Origin of the sequence: Sinorhizobium sp. P24N7, from assembly GCF_042436655.1 — a bacterium.
GTDB classification, from domain to species: Bacteria; Pseudomonadota; Alphaproteobacteria; order Rhizobiales; family Rhizobiaceae; genus Sinorhizobium; species Sinorhizobium meliloti_A.
The window spans coordinates 110393-133430 of the sequence record NZ_JBHMIW010000001.1; the positions used below are offsets into that span (position 1 = coordinate 110393).

22 protein-coding genes are annotated in these 23038 nt (G+C 63.7%); 9 read left to right on the top strand and 13 right to left on the bottom strand.

Annotated elements, in window-relative coordinates:
- Nucleotides 1–30 precede the first annotated feature (30 nt).
- A complete protein-coding gene (locus ACFHWW_RS00480; protein WP_018096181.1) occupies nucleotides 31–780 on the bottom strand; it encodes an SDR family oxidoreductase in 750 nt (249 codons plus the stop codon).
- Between the two features lie 132 nt (nucleotides 781–912).
- Nucleotides 913–2388 carry a mannitol dehydrogenase family protein gene (locus ACFHWW_RS00485; RefSeq protein ID WP_379936998.1) on the bottom strand — a complete coding sequence of 492 codons (1476 nt, stop codon included), beginning with the start codon at nucleotides 2386–2388 and terminating at the stop codon, nucleotides 913–915.
- Between the two features lie 463 nt (nucleotides 2389–2851).
- Here ACFHWW_RS00485 and ACFHWW_RS00490 point away from each other — a divergent pair, with 463 nt between their 5' ends.
- Entirely contained in the window at nucleotides 2852–3916 is a 1065-nt protein-coding gene (locus tag ACFHWW_RS00490; protein WP_275599432.1) for a glycosyltransferase family 2 protein, read from the top strand.
- A gap of 154 nt (nucleotides 3917–4070) precedes the next feature.
- Nucleotides 4071–4745, top strand: coding sequence for an HAD family hydrolase (locus tag ACFHWW_RS00495; RefSeq protein WP_379937000.1), 675 nt, complete (start codon nucleotides 4071–4073; stop codon nucleotides 4743–4745).
- Between the two features lie 19 nt (nucleotides 4746–4764).
- Here the strand turns inward: ACFHWW_RS00495 and ACFHWW_RS00500 are convergent, their stop codons facing one another.
- A complete protein-coding gene (locus tag ACFHWW_RS00500; RefSeq protein WP_275599430.1) occupies nucleotides 4765–4950 on the bottom strand; it encodes a DUF2735 domain-containing protein in 186 nt (61 codons plus the stop codon).
- Nucleotides 4951–5513: 563 nt separating this feature from the next.
- Here ACFHWW_RS00500 and ACFHWW_RS00505 point away from each other — a divergent pair.
- Nucleotides 5514–6548 carry a glutamine synthetase beta-grasp domain-containing protein gene (locus ACFHWW_RS00505; protein WP_018096189.1) on the top strand — a complete coding sequence of 345 codons (1035 nt, stop codon included), beginning with the start codon at nucleotides 5514–5516 and terminating at the stop codon, nucleotides 6546–6548.
- Between the two features lie 147 nt (nucleotides 6549–6695).
- Nucleotides 6696–6965 (top strand): DUF6065 family protein, encoded by a 270-nt coding sequence (locus ACFHWW_RS00510; RefSeq protein WP_379937001.1) that lies wholly within the window; start codon nucleotides 6696–6698, stop codon nucleotides 6963–6965.
- Nucleotides 6966–7011: 46 nt separating this feature from the next.
- Here the strand turns inward: ACFHWW_RS00510 and ACFHWW_RS00515 are convergent, their stop codons facing one another.
- The 5 genes from ACFHWW_RS00515 to ACFHWW_RS00535 form a co-directional block, all read right to left on the bottom strand.
- On the bottom strand, nucleotides 7012–7176 hold the full coding sequence (locus ACFHWW_RS00515) for a hypothetical protein (protein ID WP_379937002.1): 165 nt from the start codon (nucleotides 7174–7176) through the stop codon (nucleotides 7012–7014).
- 164 nt (nucleotides 7177–7340) lie between these two features.
- Nucleotides 7341–8858: a tripartite tricarboxylate transporter permease gene (locus tag ACFHWW_RS00520; protein WP_018096191.1), complete on the bottom strand. Its 1518-nt coding sequence runs from the start codon at nucleotides 8856–8858 to the stop codon at nucleotides 7341–7343.
- Nucleotides 8859–8983: 125 nt separating this feature from the next.
- On the bottom strand, nucleotides 8984–9475 hold the full coding sequence (locus ACFHWW_RS00525) for a tripartite tricarboxylate transporter TctB family protein (protein ID WP_379937003.1): 492 nt from the start codon (nucleotides 9473–9475) through the stop codon (nucleotides 8984–8986).
- Nucleotides 9472–10416 (bottom strand): tripartite tricarboxylate transporter substrate binding protein, encoded by a 945-nt coding sequence (locus ACFHWW_RS00530; protein WP_018096193.1) that lies wholly within the window; start codon nucleotides 10414–10416, stop codon nucleotides 9472–9474. Before ACFHWW_RS00530 ends, ACFHWW_RS00525 begins: the two co-directional genes overlap by 4 nt.
- A 231-nt stretch (nucleotides 10417–10647) precedes the next feature.
- A complete protein-coding gene (locus ACFHWW_RS00535; protein ID WP_018096194.1) occupies nucleotides 10648–11715 on the bottom strand; it encodes an ABC transporter substrate-binding protein in 1068 nt (355 codons plus the stop codon).
- Between the two features lie 77 nt (nucleotides 11716–11792).
- Here ACFHWW_RS00535 and ACFHWW_RS00540 point away from each other — a divergent pair, with 77 nt between their 5' ends.
- Both ACFHWW_RS00540 and ACFHWW_RS00545 read left to right on the top strand, forming a co-directional pair.
- Nucleotides 11793–12470: a response regulator transcription factor gene (locus tag ACFHWW_RS00540; protein ID WP_018096195.1), complete on the top strand. Its 678-nt coding sequence runs from the start codon at nucleotides 11793–11795 to the stop codon at nucleotides 12468–12470.
- A complete protein-coding gene (locus ACFHWW_RS00545; RefSeq protein WP_379937004.1) occupies nucleotides 12467–13858 on the top strand; it encodes a sensor histidine kinase in 1392 nt (463 codons plus the stop codon). The genes ACFHWW_RS00540 and ACFHWW_RS00545 overlap by 4 nt, the downstream gene beginning before the upstream one ends.
- Nucleotides 13859–14009: 151 nt before the next feature.
- Here ACFHWW_RS00545 and ACFHWW_RS00550 read toward each other — a convergent pair whose 3' ends face one another.
- From ACFHWW_RS00550 to ACFHWW_RS00560, 3 genes are all read right to left on the bottom strand, one after another.
- The gene (locus ACFHWW_RS00550) at nucleotides 14010–14945 is read right to left on the bottom strand and encodes a substrate-binding domain-containing protein (protein ID WP_379937235.1); all 936 of its coding nucleotides are present in this window, start codon (nucleotides 14943–14945) and stop codon (nucleotides 14010–14012) included.
- A gap of 80 nt (nucleotides 14946–15025) precedes the next feature.
- Nucleotides 15026–16036 carry an ABC transporter permease gene (locus ACFHWW_RS00555; RefSeq protein ID WP_100671302.1) on the bottom strand — a complete coding sequence of 337 codons (1011 nt, stop codon included), beginning with the start codon at nucleotides 16034–16036 and terminating at the stop codon, nucleotides 15026–15028.
- Nucleotides 16037–16113: 77 nt separating this feature from the next.
- Complete coding sequence (locus ACFHWW_RS00560) at nucleotides 16114–17640, bottom strand: sugar ABC transporter ATP-binding protein (protein WP_026168724.1); 1527 nt, start codon at nucleotides 17638–17640, stop codon at nucleotides 16114–16116.
- Nucleotides 17641–17910: 270 nt separating this feature from the next.
- On the opposite strand from ACFHWW_RS00560, the gene ACFHWW_RS00565 reads away from it, so the two are divergent.
- The gene (locus ACFHWW_RS00565; RefSeq protein WP_018096200.1) at nucleotides 17911–18936 is read left to right on the top strand and encodes a LacI family DNA-binding transcriptional regulator; all 1026 of its coding nucleotides are present in this window, start codon (nucleotides 17911–17913) and stop codon (nucleotides 18934–18936) included.
- A gap of 82 nt (nucleotides 18937–19018) precedes the next feature.
- On the opposite strand, the gene ACFHWW_RS00570 is transcribed toward ACFHWW_RS00565, so the two are convergent.
- Nucleotides 19019–19915, bottom strand: coding sequence for a DMT family transporter (locus ACFHWW_RS00570; protein ID WP_379937005.1), 897 nt, complete (start codon nucleotides 19913–19915; stop codon nucleotides 19019–19021).
- A gap of 168 nt (nucleotides 19916–20083) precedes the next feature.
- Between ACFHWW_RS00570 and ACFHWW_RS00575 the strand changes: the two genes are divergently transcribed.
- The gene (locus ACFHWW_RS00575) at nucleotides 20084–20974 is read left to right on the top strand and encodes a LysR family transcriptional regulator (protein ID WP_198516670.1); all 891 of its coding nucleotides are present in this window, start codon (nucleotides 20084–20086) and stop codon (nucleotides 20972–20974) included.
- A 102-nt stretch (nucleotides 20975–21076) separates the two neighbouring features.
- Nucleotides 21077–21565, top strand: a complete 489-nt coding sequence (locus tag ACFHWW_RS00580; RefSeq protein WP_324764540.1) for a GNAT family N-acetyltransferase — start codon at nucleotides 21077–21079, stop codon at nucleotides 21563–21565.
- A 383-nt stretch (nucleotides 21566–21948) separates the two neighbouring features.
- Here ACFHWW_RS00580 and ACFHWW_RS00585 read toward each other — a convergent pair whose 3' ends face one another.
- Complete coding sequence (locus tag ACFHWW_RS00585) at nucleotides 21949–22974, bottom strand: ABC transporter permease (protein WP_018096205.1); 1026 nt, start codon at nucleotides 22972–22974, stop codon at nucleotides 21949–21951.
- Between the last annotated feature and the right edge of the window lie 64 nt (nucleotides 22975–23038).

Sequence of the window (23038 nt, forward strand, 5' to 3'; positions counted from 1 at the left end):
CCCCTCTGGCCTGCCGGCATCCACCAATCCTCACATCTGCACGGTCATTCCGCCGTCGACGGTGAGCGTGATTCCGTTGACGAAGCTCGCGGCCGGCGAGGCGAGGAAGACGGCGGCGGGGGCGATCTCTTCCGGCCGCCCCCAGCGCTTCAGCGGAATGCGGACGTCGACGAAGGCTTTGAGCGCCGGATCGGCTGCGAGATGCGCATTGGTCTCGGTCGCAAACCAGCCGGGCGCGATCGCGTTGACGGTGAGATTGTCGGCGCCGAGTTCGACCGCGAGCGAGCGCGTCAGTGCGGCGAGCCCGCCCTTCGCCGCCGTATAGGCGGGATCGCCGGCCCGCGCCGCGAAGGCGGCGATCGAGGTCACGAAGATCAGCCGACCGGCCGCGGAGCGCCTGAGATAGGGAAGGGCGGTCTTTGCCATGGCGTAGGCCGCGGTCAGGTCGGTGTTCAACAGAGCCGCAAATTCGTGCGGTTCCATCGCTTCCGTCCCGCGGCGGTCGCGTTCGCCCACCGCGTGGATGAGAATGTCGAGTCCGCCAGTCTTTTCGACCGTGGCGGCGATGATCGCCGGCGCATCGCGGGTTATGTCGCCGGCCGCAATCCCGATCTCGATACCGTCGCCTTGGAGCCGCTTACGCGCCTCTTCAAGGCCTTGGCCGTTGCGGCCGTTGATCACCGTCCAGGCGCCGGCCCTGGCAAGCGCCTTCGCCATCTCCAGCCCGAGGCCGCGTCCGCCGCCGGTAACCAGAGCCGTCCTGCCGCTGAGATCGAACATGGCCTTCCTTCGCCCGTCCTTAGATCACGATGTTTTAAGTCGGGTCGACCAAACAGGACCGTGATCGGTTCCAAGAAGTTGAGACGCGGGACGCGGGTGGAAACCGGATACACTTTTTTGCCTCGTCCCGCTCTAAGCCCCGTAGCTTCGAAGCGTTGCCGCCGACCCGTTCCGGAGGAGTCCATCCAGCGCCTTGATCAGCGCGGCGCGAAACGGAGCGCTCGCCGGAAGGTCCGTGCCGAAGACGTCCGTCATCGTCAGAAAGGCATCGACGATGCGATCCGGCTCGTCAATGCCCTGCGCAAGCCCGGCAATCCGGGCAGCATGCGGATCGCGCACGTCGATGGGACGCCCCGCCTCGTCCAGGCCGCGCGCATACCGCATCCAGGCGGCGACCCCGAGCGCGAGCCGGTCATAGCCGGCCTCGGCGTGCAGCCGGTCCCTGATCGAGCCGAGGAGGCGCTGGGGCAGCTTCTGCGAGCCATCCATGGCGATCTGCCAGGTGCGGTGGCGAAGCGCCGGATTGCGAAAGCGCTGAAGGAGTTCGGCCCGATAGGCCGGAAGGTCGAAGCCGGGCAGTTCCGGAAGGGTGGGGCTCACCTCGTGGCGCATCAACCCTTCGACCAAAGCTTCCATGCCCGGAAGGGACATGGCATCCGACACCGTCTCGGCACCGGCGAGATAGCCGAGATAGGCAAGTGTGGAATGGCTTCCGTTCAGAAGCCGGAGCTTCATGAACTCGAAGGCGGAGACGTCTTGGACGAAGAGCGCTCCCGCCTTTTCCCATGCCGGGCGGCCGAGCGGGAAATCCTCCTCGATCACCCATTGCCGGAAGGGTTCGGTCATGATCGGCCAGGCATCTTCGAACCCCATTGCCGCGGCGACCGCACTCCGGTCGCCGTCGGTGGTGGCCGGAACGATGCGGTCCACCATGGTCGAAGGCGACGCGACGTTGCGGATGACGGCGGCGAGGGCCGGATCGCGCAGTTCCGCGAACTGCGTGACGATACGCTTCAAGACATGGCCGTTCCCCGGAAGATTGTCACAGGAGAGCAGCGTGAAGGGGGCGATACCGGCGCTGACGCGACGCGAAATCGCCTCGACGATGAAGCCGATTGCCGATCGCGGCCGCGCGGGGTTTGCGAGATCGTGAACGATGTCCGGGTGGCCTTCGTCGAGCGTGCCGGTTGCCGGATTGTGGCAATAGCCCTTCTCGGTGATCGTCAGCGACACGATGCGCGTGGCGGGGTCTGCCATGCGGCGAAGAACGGCTTCCGGGTCCTCCGGCGCGCAAAGGAGCTCGACGACACTGCCGATCACGCCGAGATCGGAGCCTTCGCCGTCCTGGACGGCGAGGGTGTAGAGCCCGTCCTGCGGTTGAAGCGCGTCGCGCGTTTCCGGGCTGCGCAGCGAGACGCCGCAGATGCCCCAGGACGGATTCTCGGAGAGCAGCGCATCGGTGTACGCCGCCTGGTGCGCGCGATGAAAGGCACCGATGCCGAGGTGTACGATGCCGACGGTAACTGGACCGAGGTCGTAATCGGGCCTTTTGACGGTGGGCGGCAGGCGGTCGATCGTCTTTCTCGAAAGCCGCATCAGAAGGCCCATCCGTTTCCGGTACCCGCTTGTCCGGTGCTTGCGACCGGCATCGCGTTCGCGGGCTGCAATGTTGCGCCTCGCGCCGTCAATCGCGTGGCGATCACCTTCATGTAGTTGGGGTGTCTGGCATCCACGCGGCTTCCTCCCTGCGTCGTTTTGGCTGCAAAACTGGTATATCAGCCGCCGGAGGCGCGTCAACCGAGGTCACTTTGCTGCCTATCCGGGCATACGCTCGATCATCGGCACGGCAAGGCTGCAGACCGGCGTGCCGCCGCTGCAGCGGTCACTCAAATGCCACAAAACTGGGGAGGCTCACGCAGGATCAAGCACGATCTTCGCCGCCCGCCCGGCGCAACCGCGCCGTTGTCTTCACCACAGCCCGAGAGGCTGTGCTTTCGGGACGGGCATCACCCTCAAGGACCTGCATGAGAAGGTTCGCCGCGACCAAAGCCGAAAAGCGAGGTTCACTGCGATGCATTCCATCCGAGACCATCTTCCTGTCTCCATCATCATAGCGAATTACAATTATGCGCGGTTCCTGAGCCGCGCGATCGACAGCGCCCTCGACCAGGACCACGCGCAGGTCGAGGTCATCGTCGTAGACGATGCGTCGACCGACGGGTCGGCGGAGGTGATCGCGTCCTACGGCGGACGGATCAAGGCCCGCCTGCGGGAGGAAAATGGCGGTCACGCAGCCGCTTTCAACACCGGCTTTGCGGCAAGTCGAGGGGCGATCGTTCTCTTCCTCGACGCCGACGACTATCTCTACCCGGCTGCCGTTTCCGAATTGCTTGCCCAGTGGAGCGACGACACGGCCCAGATGCAGTTCCGGCTGCATCTGGTGGACGAGGATCTGCGCGTCAAGGACATCTTCCCGCCCCCCGAGGTCCCGTTCGACTCCGGTGACGTAACGCCGCAACTGGCGCGCCGCGCACGATACCAGACGACGGTCACCAGCGGACTGGCTTTTGCACGCTCGGCTCTCGATGTCATCATGCCGGTTCCGGAAGCCGAGTTCCGGCAGGGTGCAGACGGCTACCTTGTCACGCTCGCCCCGCTCTACGGGAAGGTGACGTCGCTCGAAGCCTGCCTCGGCGCCTACCGAATGCACGGCAGCAATCATTCTGTTTTCGCCGAAAAACTCGGGCAGAGGGCGCGCTGGAGGGTGGAGCATGATTTTCACCGACTGCATGCCCTCAACGAACAGGCGGCCGATGTCGGTCTATCGGTTTCGCCGAAAGCGAACCTGCGCGACCCGGTGCATCTGGAGGAGCGTCTTGCATCGCTCTGCGTGGACGGCGCACGCCATCCGGTGGCTGCGGATTCGAGGCTCGGTCTCGCCGCTCACGGTGCCGTCGCCAGCATGCAGATGAACGTCTCGCTGCGCCGTCGTGCCATGCTGGCAGCCTGGTTCGTCTCCGTCGGGCTGCTGCCGCGGCGCATGGCGCAGGCGGTCCTTTCATGGAAGCTCGTCGCTTCCTCACGGCCGGCCTTCCTGACCCGGATTTCGAGAACCATTCGCCATGCGATGGGGTAGTTGCACTTGCACGCAGACGCGATCAGGGTTCACAAAGGAAAAGTAGACAGGCTGTCTGTTCGGCTGCGAAACCTGACCCATATTTTCGCAGGTGACGGCGCCATGGCCCGTGCGTCCGATCGGACGCGCAAAGGCCGTTACCGGGAGAAAGAGCATGCGCATCGAACCCGTCTTCCTGTTCGATCTGGACGGCACACTCGTCGACAGCGTCTACCAGCACGTGCTTGCCTGGAAGGAAGCGCTCGACGCGGAAGGGATCGACCTTTCGGTCTGGCGCATCCATCGCAAGATCGGCATGAGCGGCGGGCTCTTCGCCGACCAGCTCTTGCGCGAAACGAACATGGAAATCAGCGGTGACAGGGTTGCGCGATTGCGTCAGCGCCACGCCGACGCTTACAGGCGGCAGGCAGACAGCATACGACCGTTGCCCGGCGCGCGCGAGCTTCTAACGTGGCTCACCGATGCGAAGATCTCCTATGCGATCGCCACGAGCGGGCGGATGGAGACGGCCGCCGTCAATCTCGCCGCTCTCGGCGTCGATCCGGCGGTCGTGCCGGTCGTGACGCGAGACCTCGTCAAATATGCCAAGCCCGATCCGGATCTCTTTCTCGCCGCCGCCGAACAGCTCGGCGCCCCGATCGAGACGGCAGTGGTGGTCGGCGACAGTATCTGGGATATGCTGGCGGCGGTGCGCTGCCGTGCCTTGGCCATCGGCTTGCTGAGCGGAGGCTACGGACATGAGGAACTGCGGCAAGCCGGTGCTTACCGCATCTTCGACGACCCGGCCGATATGCTGCACCATATCGACGAGGTCGGCGGGCGGCGGTGAGCGGGAAGACCGCTCCGCTTCAGTGCTTCGTATCGTCGCTCAGGGCTTCTTCGTGATACCAGCAGCCATCGACGGCGGCGCACACGTCCGACGGTACGAGGTCCAGTTTGCGCTGGGCTTCGGAGCGCCGTTCCTCGGCCTTCCGTGACACAGCGGCCGGAAACTTCAGGATCGTCGCAGACTTGCCGTAAAGACTCGTGGCCATGCTCTGGTCTCCCGTGAGTTCTGGGGAGAAACATAGTGCAACCAGGCAGGATTTGCACATGATTTACGCGAATTGCCGAAATTTCGTTCAATTCCGTGCCGGAATTGCGAGCATTGTCCGGAGCATTCACGGATGCAACGGGCGCAAGTGCGATTTTTTAGGCAGCGGCGCCTGCCAAATAATTTTTGGGCAGAAATGTTCGGGCCGCGGACGCCGATAAGGATGAGCAGGAGAAGCGGCTCCAGGCACCTTTCCGCGAGTGAGGAGACCGCGGTATCGATTTGAATTGCTGCTTGTTTTTCTACCCAGGCCGGCCCCGAACCGCGTAAAAATGCCGGGCTTTGCGGGTCCCGCCGAGGATCTTTTCCGGCTGCGTCCGCGGGGCGCGTCCGCGCCGATTCGCCCCGCCGCGGTGCCGCCGGCGGAAAAAAGTCTCTCTCCGGCGCCCAACTGGCACGCTTGATGCTTCATGGTATCCGATCCCTGGCGGTTGGGCGTTGTGTAGCGCTGAAGCTGTCAGGATTTGCTCAAACCATGCAGCACCACGTTAGAGAGATTCGCTAATGACCAAGTATAAGCTCGAGTACATCTGGCTCGATGGCTACACGCCCGTTCCAAATCTCCGCGGGAAGACGCAGATCAAGGAATTCGACGCGTTTCCGACGCTCGAACAGCTTCCTCTCTGGGGCTTCGACGGCAGCTCGACGCAGCAGGCCGAAGGGCGCAGCTCCGATTGCGTGCTGAAGCCGGTTGCGGTCTATCCCGACCCGGTCCGCACGAATGGCGCATTGGTCATGTGCGAGGTCATGATGCCGGACGGCAAGACGCCGCATCCGTCGAATACCCGTGCAACGGTCCTGGACGATGAAAGCGCCTGGTTCGGCTTCGAGCAGGAATATTTCTTCTACAAGAACGGCCGCCCGCTGGGCTTCCCGGAGCAGGGCTATCCGGCGCCGCAGGGCCCGTACTACACCGGCGTCGGCTACAAGAATGTCGGCGACATCGCGCGCCAGATCGTCGAAGAGCATCTCGACATCTGCCTGGCCGCGGGCATCAACCACGAAGGCATCAACGCCGAAGTGGCCAAGGGCCAATGGGAATTCCAGGTTTTCGGCAAGGGCTCCAAGAAGGCTGCCGATGAAGTCTGGCTGGCGCGCTACCTTCTGCTGCGCCTGACGGAGAAATACGGCATCGACGTCGAGTTCCACTGCAAGCCGCTCGGCGACACGGACTGGAACGGCTCCGGCATGCACGCCAACTTCTCGACTGCCTATCTGCGCGAAGTCGGCGGCAAGGATTATTTCGAAGCGCTGATGGCCGCCTTCGAGAAGAACCTGCACGACCACATCAACGTCTACGGCCCGGACAACCACTTGCGCCTGACCGGCAAGCACGAGACGGCGCCGTGGGACAAGTTCAGCTACGGCGTGGCCGACCGCGGCGCCTCCATTCGCGTTCCGCACAGCTTCGTCAACAACGGCTACCGCGGCTATCTCGAAGATCGCCGCCCGAACTCCCAGGGCGACCCCTACCAGATCGCTTCGGTCATCCTGAAGACGATCGCGAGCGTGCCGACGGCGGTTGCCAAGGTCGCTTGATCTCTTGTTGGATGCCCGCATGAGCTCAAAGCGTGCGGGACTGTAAAATCTTGGTGGCGCCGGCCAGTTTGCCGGCGCCATTTTTATCTGAAGATCTTCCCATTCCGGCGCCTTTTCACATTCCCTGCCAGTTCGTGACGGGGACCGTTGAACAGGCCGAAGGACGGCATCACAGCGCTGACGGATATCATCGGGACGGATTGGTCGCCCTGCACACTCACCATGAACCGGCAGTTCACCCGGGCAGGGCATGAGGTGGGGTTCGAAGCGGCGAGCGGATCCGTCGCGTCTCTCCCGTTTCGTGCGGGGGCTCGGCGTCATGGGCCGGAGGATCATCGCGTCCGGTTGAGGTTGAAGCCGTTCGGACGACGGTCGCAATGGGAGGGCAGTTCCCTGAAACAGGATCGCGTCGCCTGATGGCGACGCGATCCTGTTTCAGGCTGAGGCCTGGACGTCGGGCAGGTCAGCCCTGGCGATTGCCAGGGAAGGCTGCGGGATCGATGCCGAGGGTGCGGAGATCCTGTGCTTTGGGGCGGCGATGGCCTTCGACGGCGGCGGCAGCAGCGGTTGCGGCGCCGAGTACGGCGAAGGCGCGGCCGATGAAGCCCATGCGGTTCTTGCTGGTCATCTCTTGCTCGCTTTCGTTTTCTATTCGATGAGCAAAAGATGGGTCCGGCGGGGTTGTTTTGCAATGCACAAAACCTCAGCCCAGCCATGCAGCGAAAGCAGGCCCGCACGCGTCCAGCAATAGGGGCGGCAGCCGATCGGGCCTGCCTGATCGTCGGAAGCCGCTCAGTCTTCGCTGGCGGCGAGTTGTGCGAGCACTTCGCCGCGGCCGCGAGCCCTGAGGATCAGCGGCACGACCAGCGCGAGCGCGGCGATCACCAGGAGCACGGCCGCGATCGGCGACGTGAAGAGCACGGTGATGTCGCCCTGGCTGATCGAGAGCGCCCTGCGGAGCTGCTGTTCGGCGAGCGGCCCGAGGATCAGGCCGACGACCACCGGCGCGATCGGATAGCCGAAGACGCGCATGACGTAGCCCAGCAGGCCGAAGGCCAGCAGCATGCCGAGTTCGAAGACCGAGGGATTGGCGCCGATGGTGCCGAGCGTTGCGAAGAGCAGGATGCCCGCATAGAGCCACGGCTTCGGGATCGTCAACAGCCTCACCCAGAGGCCGATCAGCGGCAGGTTGAGGACAAGCAGCATGAAATTGGCGATGAGGAGGCTGGCGATCAGACCCCAGACGAGCTGCGGATTGGTGGCGAAGAGCAGCGGCCCCGGCTGCAGCCCGTATTGCTGGAAGCCGGCGAGCATGATCGCGGCCGTCGCCGTGGTCGGCAGGCCGAGCGTGAGGAGCGGCACCAGCGTGCCTGCAGCGGATGCGTTGTTGGCGGCTTCCGGGCCAGCCACGCCTTCGATGGCGCCGTTGCCGAATTCCTCCGGATGTTTGGTCAGGCGCTTCTCCGCCGCATAGGAGAGGAAAGTGCCGATCTCGGCGCCCCCGGCCGGCATGGCGCCGATGGGAAAGCCGATGAAGGTGCCGCGCAGCCACGGCTTCCAGGAGCGCGCCCAATCCGTGGCGCTCATCCAGACCGAGCCCTTGACCGCTTCCACCTTGTCCGGGCCGCGGTCGCCTTGCGCGGCGATGAACAGCGTCTCGCCGATCGCGAACATGGCGACGGCGAGAGTCGTCACCTCGATGCCGTCGAGGAGGTCGGGCACGCCGAAAGAAAGGCGCGCCTGGCCGGTCAGCTGGTCGATGCCGATGCAGGCAAGGGTCAGGCCGACGAAGAGCGAGGTGAGCCCCCGCAGCGTCGAGTCGCCGAAGGCGGAGGAGACGGTGACGAAGGCGAGCACCATCAGCGCGAAATATTCGCGCGGGCCGAAGACGAGCGCCAGCTTGACGATATAGGGCGCAATGAAGGCCAGTCCGAGCGTGGCGATGAGGCCGGCGACGAAGGAGCCGATGGCTGCCGTGGCAAGCGCCGGACCGCCGCGGCCGGCACGCGCCATCTTGTTGCCCTCGAGGGCGGTGACGATCGAGGCGCTCTCGCCGGGCGTGTTGAGAAGGATCGACGTCGTCGAACCCCCATACATGCCGCCATAATATATGCCGGCGAACATGATGAGCGACCCGGCCGGATCGAGCTGATAGGTGACCGGCAGGAGCAGTGCGACGGTCAATGCGGGACCGATGCCGGGCAGCACGCCGACGGCGGTGCCGAGCGTTACGCCGATGAGTGCGTAGAGAAGGTTCATCGGCTGGGCAGCGACCAGCAGCCCCTGCAGCAGGAAATCGAAAGTACCCATGGTCGTCGGCCTTCTTTAGATCACGGTGATTCCAGGATCGAACCTGAAATCATGAACGTGATCGATCTGATAGGTTAAGAGCGGGATGCGGGCGGAAGACCGCACACACTTTTCCTGATCCCGCTCTAGAAGAACAGGCGTTCCAGCGGCCCTGCGGGCAGCGACAATTGCAGCAGCTTGGCGAAGACAGCCCAGACGATGAAACTGAACACGACGCCGACCGGCACGGTCAGCCACAATTTGCGTTTGCCGAAGCCGCGGGCCGTGAGGGCGAAGAGGATGCCGGTCGCGATCGAGAAGCCGAGCGTGTTCAAGAGCAGCATCTGCGCCGCAAGCCCGGCGACGATCCAGACAACCGGACTCGCCTGCTGGTGCTCGCGTTCGGGAAAGTCGCCCCGCCAGGCTTCGACCGCCGTCCAGACCGCAAGCGCGATGAGACAGCAGGCGATCGCGTAGGGCACGGTCATCGGCCCGACTTGCGAGTAGCCGGCAAGGCCGCTCAGGCGCGACACGTCCCAGAAGATCACACCGGCGATTGCTGCCAGAACGGCGGCGATGACCAGCGCCGCCCGGTCGGGGCGGCGCGTTTCGACGGAAGGGTTGTTCCCCTTGTTCATTTGACCAGTCCGATGTCCTTCAGGACGGTTTCCGTGGCGGAAATGTCCTTGGCGAGCTGCTCGTCGAAGGCGGCGCCGGCGAGATAGGTGTCCTGCCAGCCTTTGGTCTTCAGCACTTCCTGCCAGCCTGCGGATTTGGCAAGCTTCTCGATGTCGGCGGAGACTGCGGCCTTCTGTTCTTCCGTGAGGCCCGGGGCAGCGGCGACCATGCGCCAGTTTTCGACCACGACGTCGACGCCGGATTCCTTCAGCGTCGGCGCGTCGATACCCTCGAGGCGCTCGGCGCTGGAGACGGCGAGCAGGCGGAGCGTTCCGGCCTTCACCTGGGACTCGAATTCACCGTAACCGGAAATGCCGGCGGTTACCTGGCTGCCGAGGATCGCGGCAAGCGCCTCGCCGCCGCCGGAATAGGCGATGTAGTTGATCTTGGTCGGATCGACACCAGCGGCCTTGGCAATCAGGCCTACCGCGATATGGTCGGTACCGCCGGCCGAGCCGCCTGCCCAGGAAACCGCGCCCGGATCCTTCTTCAGCGCCTCGACGAGGTCTTTCATCGTCTGGATCTCGGAGGCGGCGGGAACGACGATCGCTTCGTATTCGCCCGTAAGCCGCGCGATCGGCGTCACGTCCTTGAGGGTGACCGGCGAGTTGTTGGTGAGGATGGCGCCAACCATGACGTAACCGCCGACGAGAAGCGCGTTCGGGTTGCCCTTCTGCTGGCTTGCGAACTGGGCAAGGCCGATCGTGCCGCCGGCGCCCGGAACGTTCTGGACCTGCACGTTGCCGGAAATGCCCTCCTGCTGCAGGACGGTCTGCATCGAACGGGCGGTCTGGTCCCAGCCGCCGCCGGGATTGGCCGGCGCGATGATCGTGTAGTCGGCGGCATAGGCCGGCAGAGCAATTGCGCCGGCGAGAATGGATGCGAGGAAGAAGTGTTTCAAGGTCGGTCCTCCGTGAGGCGCGCTTCGTCACGCGCACATTGATTATCGTTCGCGAAGGGGAGAAGCGGCTGGTCGACATCGACGGCGACCTTAGACCGGACTTGTGGATCCTCCCGATACGCTGCCGGCGGTCCGCCTCCACGGTTCGCCGGCGACCTTAAGCAACATAGAAAGCTGACATTAACCTGACATCAAGTCCGTTTCGCGTAAATGACTTGTTTGCCTGCTTATTCACTGCAGGCGCAGCATCTCGTTCCAGCGGGCAATCAGCCGCGCCCGTTTGACCTGGTCGAGATAGACCATCAGCCCGGGACTGACCGGTACGGGTTTCAACTGACCTCCGAGCATTTCCCGCATGGTGTTCGCGGTGTTCTCGCCGGCGACTTCGGGGCTGACCGCCGGGATCTGCAGCTCCCGCGCCATGATCGTCTGGCCCTCCTTCGACATGAAGAATTCGAGATAGCGGCGGCCGAGTTCGGGGGCGGCTGCGGCCTGCGGCACCAGCCCGATGCGCGACATGACGACCGTATAGTCCTTCGGCAGCACGATGCCGACATCGGGATGCCGCGATGCCCAGTCGGCCGCGTAGGAGCCGAGGATGTTGTAGCCGAGCACGAAGCGTCCGTCGGAAATTCTCTCCAGGATCGCCTGACTGGTCGAATAGAGCTTCACGCCGGCCGACCCCATGGTGCGGATCACCGTCCAGATGTCGCCGAACTGCTCCTGGTCGCGCGACATGAAGAGGAAGCCGACGCCGGAACGTTCGATGTCGTAGGTGCCGATGCGGCCGAAGACGGCATTTCCTTTCCGCTTGAGGTAATCGACGAATTCGGCGCGCGTCGCCGGCGGCTGCTCGTGCCGGAAGCTCGGCTTGTGGTAGACGAAGACGGCCGGCTCGAAGGTGAGAGCGTAAGCCGTGTTGCGCCAGTTCGCCCAGGCCGGCCAGCGTCCGCTCATAGGCAGGTCGCTGCGTTGCGCATAACCGTCATTGCTGAGCTTGACCTGCAGGTCCATGGCGGAGGAAAAGGCGAAATCGGCAGTCTTCTCGCCGGCATCGGTCTCCTTGACGATCCTGTCGTAGATCTCGCCGGTCAGCATGTCCTCGTAGCGGACCGCGACATCGGGATTGGCCTTCTGGAAGCCGTCGATCATCGGTCTCGCCAAGGGTTCGTCGAGCGAGGAATAGACGGTCAGGACCGGTGCGGCGCCGTCACCGGAGAGAGCCGGGAAGAATGTCGGCGCGGCCTTGGCGACCGCGGCCGACAGGATCAAAAAACCGAGAGAAATCAAGAACCGCATGAATTCACAATGCCTGAGAGCGCTGCCGTTCACAAGCAAGCTCGCGAGCGATAGAGTGATCCCGGGGAGAGGCGATATTGCGTATCTTGCTGGTTGAGGACAATCGGGCCCTGGCGGAGGGCCTTTCGACGCTTCTGCGGGGCAGCGGCTATGCCGTCGACGTCGTGAGCGACGGCGCATCCGCGCATGCGGTTGCTGCGGCCGAGAGCTTCGATCTGGTGATCCTCGATTTGAACCTGCCGGAGATGGATGGTCTGGACGTGCTGCGTGCCATGCGGGCGCGGCAGAATCGCGCGGCGGTTCTCATCCTGACGGCGCGCGGTACGCCGGAAGAGAGGATCAAGGGACTCGACCTCGGCGCCGACGATTACCTGATCAAGCCTTTCGATATCGGCGAGTTCGAGGCGCGCGTGCGCGTCCTCCTGCGCCGGCAGGCGGGGTTGCGGGCCTCCGTCGTCAGCTATGGCAATGTCTCGCTCGATCTCACCTCGCGCAGTTTCTCCTCGGCAGGCATGCCGATCGAGATTCCGGCGCGCGAGCTCGGTCTTCTCGAGCTTCTGTTCATGCGCGCCGGTAAGGTCGTCGCCAAGGACGCCATCGTGCAATCGCTGACGGGCCTGGACGACGATCTGAGCCCCAATGCGATCGAGCAATATGTGAGCCGGCTGCGCAAGCGGCTGGCGCCCTTCGGGCTGACCGTACGGACCGCTCGCGGCATCGGCTATTATCTCGACAAGACGGCCGGTCCCGAATGACAGCCGCCCCCGGAAAGGTCGTCTATTCGCTGCGGCGCAGGCTGCTCGGCTGGCTGCTGATCTCGACAGCCGTGATCGGCGTCGTCGCGCTGGCGGATACCTACCGGGAAGCCGTCAAGACGGCAAATGCCGTTTCGGACCGGGTGCTTGCCGGATCGGCGCTGGCGATCGCCGAGCGCGTGGTCGTCGCCGAAGACGGCTCGTTACAGGTCGACATCCCCTATGTTGCGCTCGAGATGCTGACATCGGCGGCGCAGGACCGGGTCTTTTACCGGGTGGACGGCCCGCCCGGCGAGTTCATCACCGGCTATCAGACCCTGCCTTCGCTTTCCGAAAGCACCGGTCAATCGACGAGCTTCGCAGATGCCGTCTTTCGCGGCGAACCTATCCGCGTGGCGGCACTCAGACGCTCCGCCTCGACCGGGGTCAATTCCGTTCCCTTCGTCGTCACCGTCGCGGAGACGACGATCGCCCGGCGCCAGCTCGCGCAGACCATCATCATCCGCTCGGCCCTGCGCCTCGGGCTGATGATCGCCGGGGCGGCGATGATCGTCTGGGTCGCCGTCACCTTTTCCCTGAGGCCGCTCTATCGGCTTGGCGATGCGATCGCCGAGCGCAGCCCCGACGATCTGCATCCGATCGGCGAGCAGGTGCCGAACGAAGTCCAGGGGCTCGTCGATACCGTGAACTCTTTCATGGTCCGCCTGCAATCGGCCCTCGATGCGCTGCGGCACTTCACCGGCAATGCCAGCCATCAGCTCAGAACCCCCCTTGCTATCATCCGCACGCAGCTTGCGCTTGCGCAGCGGGCGACGACGATCGAGGAAACCCGGGCGGCGGCGATGAAGGCGGACGAGGCCGTCGCCAATGCCGAACGCATTCTCGCGCAGCTGCTGCTGATGGCCAAGATCGATGCCGCGGGCCGAGACGAGGCGCGGGGATTGGAGCGGGTCGAACTCGTCGGGCTTGCCCGCGGCGTCACGGCGGACCACGTACCGGCGGCGGGCGAAGCCGGCATCGATCTCGGCTTTGCCGGCGAGGGCGAGCACTGGATCCGCGCCGAGCCCCTGCTTATCGGCGAACTCCTGAAGAACCTGATCGGCAACGCGTTGCTTTATGCCGGCCGCGGGGCGGAGGTGACCGTGCGCGTCGGGAGCGGGGACCACGCGGTCCTGCTGGCAGTGGAGGACAATGGCCCGGGCATTCCGGCGGAGCTGCGCGAGGCGGCGCTCAAGCGTTTCCGGCGCGGCGGCGAAGAAGCCCCCGGTACCGGACTGGGCCTCCCGATCGTCGAGGAAATCGTCGGGCTTTACGGCGGGACCATGCGGCTGGACGAGGGTGACGCCGGTCGAGGGTTGAAGGTGGTGGCGGCGTTTCCGGCGGGGTGAGGCTGATTACAGGCGGCCGCGAAGGCGCCCACGGTCACCCCTCTGCCCGGCAGGGCAGAGGGGGTAGCCCGTTGGATAAACGCCAAAGAAAAAGACCCGCCCGAGTAGAAAGCCTCAGGCAGGCCGTGTCTTGATTAGCTCCGACGTCCGATCAGAACGGCGAATCGGGGAAATAGAAGTCCTTGGCGTTTTCCTTCGTCACCAGCGTCGCGTCGATCGTGTAGGTGCCGCGAACCGGGACCTGGCCGTAGAAGTTGGCCACGGTCATTTCGAGTGCCGTGCCGACCATTGCCGGCGGGTAGAGCACGTCGACCGGGATCATCTTGTCGCCGTCCATGACCCGCTTGATCATGTCCTTCGAACCGGCTCCGGCGACCACATACTGGATGTCGGTGCGCTTGGCCTGATCGATCGCCTGCAGCACCCCGACGGCCATGTCGTCATCCTGACACCAAACGACGTCGATCTGCGGATACTTGGTCAGGTAGTCCTGCATGACCTTGAAGGCGTCGTCGCGATTCCAGTTGCCGTACTGGCGGTCCAGGATTTCGACCTTGGAGCCGGCGATGCCCTTGTCGAAGCCGTCCTGACGCTGCTGGTCGATCGGGATCGGCAGGCCGCGAATGACGACCACCTTGGCTTCCGGCGTCGTTGCTTTGATGTATTCGCCGGCGACCTGGCCGAGTGCCGGGTTGTTGCCGGCGACATAGAGGTCACGCACGCTGTTGTCGTTGGTCGAGGGCGCGCGGTCCACCAGCGCCACGAAGGTGCCCTTGCCCTTGACTTCCTTGATCGCATTGACCAGCGGATCGGGGTCGGTCGGCAGGATCACGAGGGCGTCGATCCCCTGCGTTTCGAGGTCCTGCACGGCGTTGGCCTGGCTCGCCGGATCCGGCGAGGTCTTGACGATGACGTTGAGGCCCGGATGCTGCTCCATGAGCAGCTTGGCAACGCGGTCGGCGTGGAACACGACGCCGGCGGTCCAGCCATGGTCGGCCGCCGGGATCGACACGCCGATCGTGACGTTCTTGTCTTGTGCATGGGCTGCACCCGTCAGTGCCATCATCGTGACGGCGGCAATGCCCATTAATCCCTTTCGCATGCTTCTTCCTCCCAATGATTCTAGGTCTTGGTTGATGTGGCCGGATCGCGCTCGATCCGGCTTGGTCACGATTTGCGTACCAGCGAGCGCTGGACGAGCATCGCGATGATGATGATCGCACCCTGCATCGCGCCGATCAGGTATTCGCTGATGAAGTTCGACAGGAGCATGATGTTTCCGACCAATTCGAGAATGAAGGCACCGCAGATCGTGCCCCAGACGCGGCCGGCGCCGCCCTTGAGCGCCGTTCCGCCGACGACGACGGCGGTGATGGCCTGCAGTTCCCACAGGATACCGGTCGTGGCCGAGGTGGAGCCGAGGCGCGGCACGTAGAGCAGCACGGCGACGGCGACGCAGAGACCCTGGATGACGAAGGCGATGGTGCGAACGCGGTTGACGGCGATGCCGGAATAGCGAGCCACGTCGCTGTTGGAGCCGACCGCGACCACGTGCCGGCCGTAACGCGTGCGATAAAGGATAAAGGCGGCGACGGCGGTGACCGCGAGGATGATCGCGATCGGCACTGGCATGCCGAGAATGCTGCCGAAATAGGCCGGGCGATAGAGCTCCTGTATTTCCGGCTCGCGCAGGGTGATCGCGCCGCCTTGCGAAAGCCAGGTGGTAAGGCCGCGATAGATGCCCATCGTGCCGAGCGTCGCGATGAAGGGCTCGATCCTGCCGACCGTGGTGATCAGCCCGTTGGCGAGCCCGCAGGCGCTACCGGCGACGACCGCAAAGAGGACCGCGGCCGTGAGCATCAGTGCCGGATCGGCAATCACGCCGGAATTCATGAACAGGATCATCAGGCTTGCCACGAAGGCGACCATCGAGCCGACCGAAAGGTCGAGGTCGCCTGCGGAAATGACGAAGGTGGCGCCAACAGCGATGATGGCGATGAAGGCGCTGCGGGTGGCGACGTTGGCGAGGTTGTTGAGACTGATGAAGTTGGGGTTGACCATGGCACCGACGATCAACAGCAGTGCAAGGGCGGCAAACGGCGCCACGGCCCTGAGATCGACGTCCCGCCACGTCCGGCGGTGCGTTGTGCTTTGGATGCTTTCCTCGTTCACGCTCATGTCCAGATCAACCTCTCCCGCCCCCGAGCCGGGGGAATTCCTTTTCCTGTGCCTGCCTTCGCCGCGCGTCCAAGCGGTCAGGCGGCAGCCATTTTCTTCAGTCCGGCTGCGTAGCGCATGATCTCCTGCTCGGAGATCTCGTCTCCCTCGAGCATGCCGACGATGCGTCCCTCGCGCATCACCGCGACCCTGGTGCAAAGCCCGATGACCTCGGGCATTTCGGAAGAGACGACGATGATCGAGCGGCCGTCGCGCGCGAGCGCCGAGATGAAATGATAGATCTGCTGCTTGGTGCCGACGTCGATGCCGCGTGTCGGCTCGTCGATGATGATGATGTCCGGTTCCGTTTCCATCACCTTGGCGAGCAGCAGCTTCTGCTGGTTGCCGCCGGACATGCGCCTGGCGACGACATTGCCGTCGCGCACGCGGATGTCGAAGCGGCGGCGGGCCCTTTCGAGCGCAGCCGCCTCGCTTGCCGGGCTGAGATAGCCGATGCGGGCATGCCGGCCGAGCGACTGCAAGGTCAGGTTCGTCGTCATGCCGGAGTTGAGCAGCAGGCCTTTCGCCTTGCGGTCCTTGGTCATGTAGGCAAGACCGCGCCGGTTGGCCGCGTGCACGTCGCCTGAAGGCGCGGTCTCTCCACGGATCGTCACCTCGCCCGACAGGCGGGGCCTGAGGCCGGCGACCGCTTCCATGAGTTCGGTGCGGCCGGAGCCGATCATGCCCGAAAAGCCCAGTATTTCGCCTTTGCGCACCTCGAAGCTGGCGTCCTTCACATAGTCGGTCGAGACGGCGTCGACTCGCAGCACGACCTCTTCGTCGACGTTCGGCTCATTCTTGGCGGGATAGAGACTCGACATTTCGCGGCCGACCATGAGCTGCGCAATCGACTCGCCGTCGAGCATCGATGTCGCGGCGGTCTTCACCCACTGCCCGTCGCGCAGCACCGTCACCCGGTCGGTCAGTTCGATGACTTCGTCGAGCTTGTGCGACACGAAGACGAAGCTCGTGCCCCTGTCGCGCAGCTTGCGCACCTGCCGGAAAAGGAAGTTGGTCTCCTCGCGGGAGAGAACGGCCGTCGGTTCGTCCATGAAGACGATCCGCGCGTCGCGGCTGATGGCCTTGGCGATCTCGACCATCTGCTTTTCGGCGATTGAAAGACTGCCGATCAGCGCGTTCGCGTCCACGTGGCAGCCGAGCAGATCGAGAACCCGGCGCGCCTCCGCGCGCATATATTTGCGGTCGAGCACGCCGAAACGCGTCACCTCGCGACCGAGAAACAGGCTTTCGGCAACAGTCAGATGTTCGGCGAGATTGAATTCCTGGTGGATGATGACGATGCCCAGCGCTTCGGCCGCGCCGTTTGCGGGAAGCGTTACCGGCTGGCCATCGAGCAGGACCTCGCCCGAGGACGGCTGCTCGAACCCTGAAAGAATCTTGACGAGGGTCGACTTACCGGCGCCGTTCTCGCCCATCAGGGCATGGATCTCGCCGGCGCGAAGCTCGAAATTGACACTGAAGAGCACCTGCACGCCGCTGAAGGACTTGCTGATCCGCCGCGCCTCCAGCACGACGCGCGCGGCGTCTACCGTCTCCGGATTCATCGATTTCCCCCATTGCGGCTCCCGACCGCCCATGGACGCTATGTAAACCTTTACACTCCCGATGTAAAGGTTTACATAACGGCATGCACAGGAATTTGCCGGACCGCCTTTGACGTTGCCCGCGGTGTGTGTAGTGTCCCGCCGTGTACAGCGCCGCGCGTTCTTGTCAGACACGCAAAGTCCGCCGTAGCAGATTGATTAGCTGCTTGTTTTTATCTCTAAATCGGGATTTAGGGAAACACGCAGTAGGGAGACGCAAGGCAGAGCGCAGTGTCGGATTCCACGCCCGCAACCATCGAAGACGTCGCCAGGATCGCTGAAGTTTCGATCGCGACGGTATCGCGGGCAATCCACAACCCGGAGAAGGTCGCTAAATCCACGCGGCTGAAGGTCAACCAGGCGATCGCGATCACCGGCTATACGACCAATGCCATGGCTCGCAGCCTGCGCCTCGGCCGCTCGAACATGATCCTGGTCGTCGCCCCGGATATCGGCGATCCGAACTTTTCGAGCATTCTGGTCGGCCTCGAAAACGAGGCACGGTCGCACGGATACGGCGTGCTGATCGGCCATACCCAAAACGACGCCCAGCGCGCGGTCGAATATCTGAAGTTTCTCAACTCCAACCAGGCGGCGGGTCTGATCCTCTTTACCGGCATCCTGCCCTTCGGTCACGAGACGATAGCAGCGCGGCTGCCGCCGAGCGTCGGCATATTCGAGCCCGTCTTCAACGGCGGCATACCCTATGTGGGTGTCGACGATGTCGAGGGCGCCCGCAAGGTGGTCGACCTCCTCATCGCCGAAGGTCATCGCAAGATCGCTTTCATCGGCGATTCGCGGACCCGCCTTGCCTATAAGCGGCGCCGCGCCGGCTATGATGCGGGCCTCGATGCGGCGGGGGTGCCGGCGGAACTTCGGCTGGTCCAGGAGGGCGACGGCACGCTCGAGAGCGGCAGGGCTGCCGTCGAGCGGCTCTTCGTGCGCGACACGCTGCCGACGGCATTCATGTGCGTCAACGATCAGACGGCACTCGGCGTGATGATCGGGCTGAAGGCACGCGGCTATGACATACCGCGCGATTTCTCGGTGACAGGCTTCGACGACGTGCCGCAGGCGACATTCATGACGCCGGCTTTGACCACGATCCGCCAGCCGCGCACGCTGATCGGCAAACACGCCATGGCGCTTCTCTTGGAGCTTCTCTCCGACCGCAGCCCGGCAGAGACCGAGATATTCCTCAGGCCCGATCTCGTGGTGCGAAACTCCGTATCCTCGCCATCCGCACGGTGGGCTTGAGAACGCTTCACTGCCGCTGCCCCGCTTCAGCCTGTGGAAACACGCAGTTCCCCATCAAAGATTCTCGAGGGCTCAGCCCCGCTCAGCCGCGCGAGGTCATCCAAACGCCGACCAGCGTCACCGTCAGCCCCACCAAGACAGCTGGGGTCAGCGGCTCGGAAAACAGCGCCCAGGCCCACAGCATGGTGACAGGCGGACTGAGATAGATCGCAGCGCTGACCTGGGCCACCGGGAAGAGACGCAAGCTCGTGTAGTAGAGCGAATAGGCGGCAAAGGTTGCGAACAGAACTAACCAGACCATCCCCACGCCGAAAGCGGGCGTCAACGGTGGGGCGAGGTTCCCTTGCATCATAGCGCACAGCCCGAACAGCACCGAACCGGTCAGGGTATGGATGCAAAGGCTTTGGTGCACGGGCATGTGCCGGGTGCGCCGTCGCTTGTGCAGAACCGAGGCGAGCGCAAAAACAAGCATGGAGCCCACCGTCAATCCATAAGCCCACAACGGGGCCGTGCCGAAGCTGAGGCTGTCGAACGAGACGATCAGCACGCCGAGAACGGCGATTGCCGTTCCGAACCATTGCCGCGCGCTCAGGCGCTCGCCCAAAACCGGTTGCGACAGGGCGGCAATCGCCAATGGCAAGAGGTCCGAGATGAGTGCGACCAGTCCCGTCGGAACCCGCTGTTCGATGGCCAGTGCGAAGCCACCGAGATAAAGGAAGACCGACATGACGCCGAACAGCATCTGTTCCACGACGCCGCGCATCCGCAGCCGCGGACCGATGATCAGCGCGAAGGGCAGCAGGATCACCCCCGACAAAAGCGTGCGCCAGAACAGAACCAGCATTACGCTCGCCTCTTCGCTTGCATAGCGAATGCCGACGAAGCCGGAACTCCAGCCGACGACCAGTAGCGTCGCCATGAGGGGCCAGAGGAGACGATGCTGTTTTGCTGCGGGCAGCGAGATGGGCTGGTGGGTCATGGCGCTCTCGGGCGTGTCGTTCGTTTCCCAGCCTTAGGTGGCGGTGATCCCTTTTGCACATGACAAATTTCGATAGCAACATGACATCGCAGCCGGATCGGCAATGTGAAATTGCCAAATTGGCACTTGGTCCGCATAATTCACGCAATATTCATGACGGGGATCGCGATGAAAGAGCTCAACGGCCGACGTTTGGAAATCGATGCGCTGCGCGCCTTGTGGGCGATCCGCCATCACGGGGGGATCACGCGCGCGGCCGAGGCCCTGGGTTTGTCGCAGTCAGCCGTCAGCCACAAGGTCAAACGGCTCGAGACGAGCCTCGATTGCGACCTGCTCGGCCGCAAGCCGGGGGGAGCGATGTTCACCGCGGCCGGGGAGGATTTGCTGGACTATGCCGGGCGAATCCTCGGGCTGCATGACGAGGCGCTTCTGAGTTTGTCGAAAACGTCGCTCAAGGGGCGCATCGCTCTCGGCCTGACCGAAGACACCGCCTGCAGCGATCTTGCGCGCATATTAGCGAGATTTCGCCGCCTGCATCCTCACGTCGCCGTCCGCACCAAGGTCCGCATGAGTCTGGTCCTGCGGGCAATGCTGGATCGGGGCGAATTGGAGGCTGCGATCCTGCAGGTCTTCGCTCATGAGGTCCGACCGACCGACGTCGTCCTGTTCCGCGAGGAGCTTCACTGGGTCAAGCATCCGGAATTGTCGCTGCCGCAGCAAGGCCCGATACCCTTCCTGTCCTTCGATGACGAATGCTTCTACCGAAGATGGGCGCTCGATATCGGACAGGATGGAGGGGTGGTTCTTGAAACCGTGTTCGAATGTGCAAGCGCGGCCGGCATCGTGGCCGCGGTAAATTCGGCCATGGGCGTAGCGCTTCTGAGCGGCCGCCACCTGCGCCCTGAGATGCAGATCGTCTCCGAGCACCTGCCGGCGCCGCCTGCCTTGGCCTATGTCGTGCGCCGCGCCAGGAAGGCGAGAAATTCCGCGCTCGAAACGCTCGTCGCCGAAATCGAGAAGGAAATCAGTCGTTACGGAGGGCTCGTCCTGGCGAGCTAGGTGGTCACTCATAAGCGCTCAGCCAGAGTCGCATGGCAGCGAGCCTGGCTGAAGCGAGGTAGGGCCTGTTTCTACCGGCCAGCGACGTGCTAAGTTCGTTGAATGACGGCGGCCGACCGATACAGTTTTCGCAAAGCGACGGTGAATGATCTCCCTTTGCTTGCAGCATGGCGATCGAACCCGCATGTCCGCGCATGGTGGGGCTCGGACGGGTCGCACGATGCAGCAGACCTGGCTGATCCTCGCGTGGCGCGTTGGATTGTTTCAACCGCCGAACGCCCCTTTGCGTTCATGCAGGACTATACCGTCCACGGCTGGGAAAATCACCATTTCGCCAAGCTTCCCAAGGGATCGCGGGGGATCGATCAATACATAGGAGACCCCGAAATGATCGGGGTCGGGCACGGGACAGCATTTATCGGGGCGAGAATGAAGGCTCTCTTCGATGCGGGGGTGCCGGTTATCGGCACCGATCCGCACCCGGCCAATGAACGGGCGATTGCCGTCTACAGGAAACTGGGTTTCGAGCCGTTCGGACCACCTCAAGAGACGCAGTGGGGCTTGATTTTGCCAATGACTGCGAGGCAGTGAGCGGCACACCATCAATCGCCCTCGACCGCTGAGACATGGCCGGCAGCGCAGTACCTGTCCTAACGTTGGCGGGAGCTGAAGAGGGCCGCCGTTTCGCGGGTCTGGACCCGCATCATCGCGCTCCAGAGCTGGAGGAGGAAGCTGGACCGGGCGTGTTTCGCAAGCTGGCGCTGCGAGGACATGGTAATTCTCCGATAGTTTTTCATTTCGGCGATATAGTCTATCGGCGCAGCGGAAGCCATAGGGCAGCCAAAGGGGCTGCCTTGCAAGACGAGCATATGTCATTCGCGACAATATAGCGGCCCAGTACCATGACGAGAAAAGAAAAGGGCCGGGATGAATGTCTTCGTCCCGGCCAGTTCTTTCGAGGAGGAGCAGTATTTTTATGCTTTTTTGCGGCCTTTCTGGCGATAAACGTCGACGACAACCGCGGCGACGATGATGATGCCCTTGACGATCTCCTGGTAGTAGGCGTCGACCCGGAGGAAGGTGAAGCCGGACGTCATCACGCCGAGGATCACCGTGCCGATCACCGTGCCGGTGATGCGGCCGACGCCGCCGGTGAGCGACGTGCCACCGATGACGGTCGCGGCGATCGCGTCGAGTTCGTACATGACGCCCATGCCGGCCTGTGCCGTCTGGGCGCGGGCGGCGGTGACCACGCCTGCGAGGCCGGCAAGCATGCCGGCGATCGCATAGACCTTCACCAGGTGCGCTTCGACATTGATGCCGGAGACGCGCGCGGCCTGGACATTGGCACCGATCGCGTAAGTGAACTTGCCGTAGCGGGTGTAGCGCAGCGCGATGTGGAATATCAGCGCCACGACGAGGAACACGATCACCGGCCAGATGCCCGTGCCGATGAAGTTGAACTGCTCGGTGAGGCCCGAGACCGGCTGGCCCTTCGTGTACCACTTGGAGACGCCGCGGGCCGAAACCATCATGCCGAGCGTGGCGATGAAGGGCGGGATCTTGGTCCTGGCGATGAGCTGGCCGTTGATGAAGCCGGCAAGAAGACCGATCCCGACGCCAAGGCAGATCGGCACGATGGCCGGCAGGTCGGTCAGGGACGGATAAAGCGCCCGCGGCCAGGTGGAGGCCTGCGCAACGCTCGCCGAGATCATCGCGGTCATGCCGACGACCGAACCTGACGAGAGGTCGATGCCGCCCGTGATGATAACCTGCGTGACGCCGACGGCGATGATGCCGATCACCGATACCTGCAGGATCATGATCGTCAGGCGTTGCGAATTCATCAGGAAGCTCTGGCCGACGAAGAGCCAGCCGAGAACCTCGTAGACGAGCGCGATACCGATCAGCACCAGGAAGATGTTGAGCTCGGGCGGCACGCGCCGTCTCGAGCGGGCGAGGGATGAGCTCGTGCCCTGTGCTGCGACATTGGTATTCATCTTCTTTCCTCCCTGCGGTCGGCAGTTCGCCTTGATCGGTTCCAAAGGTCGGAGCGGAATGCGT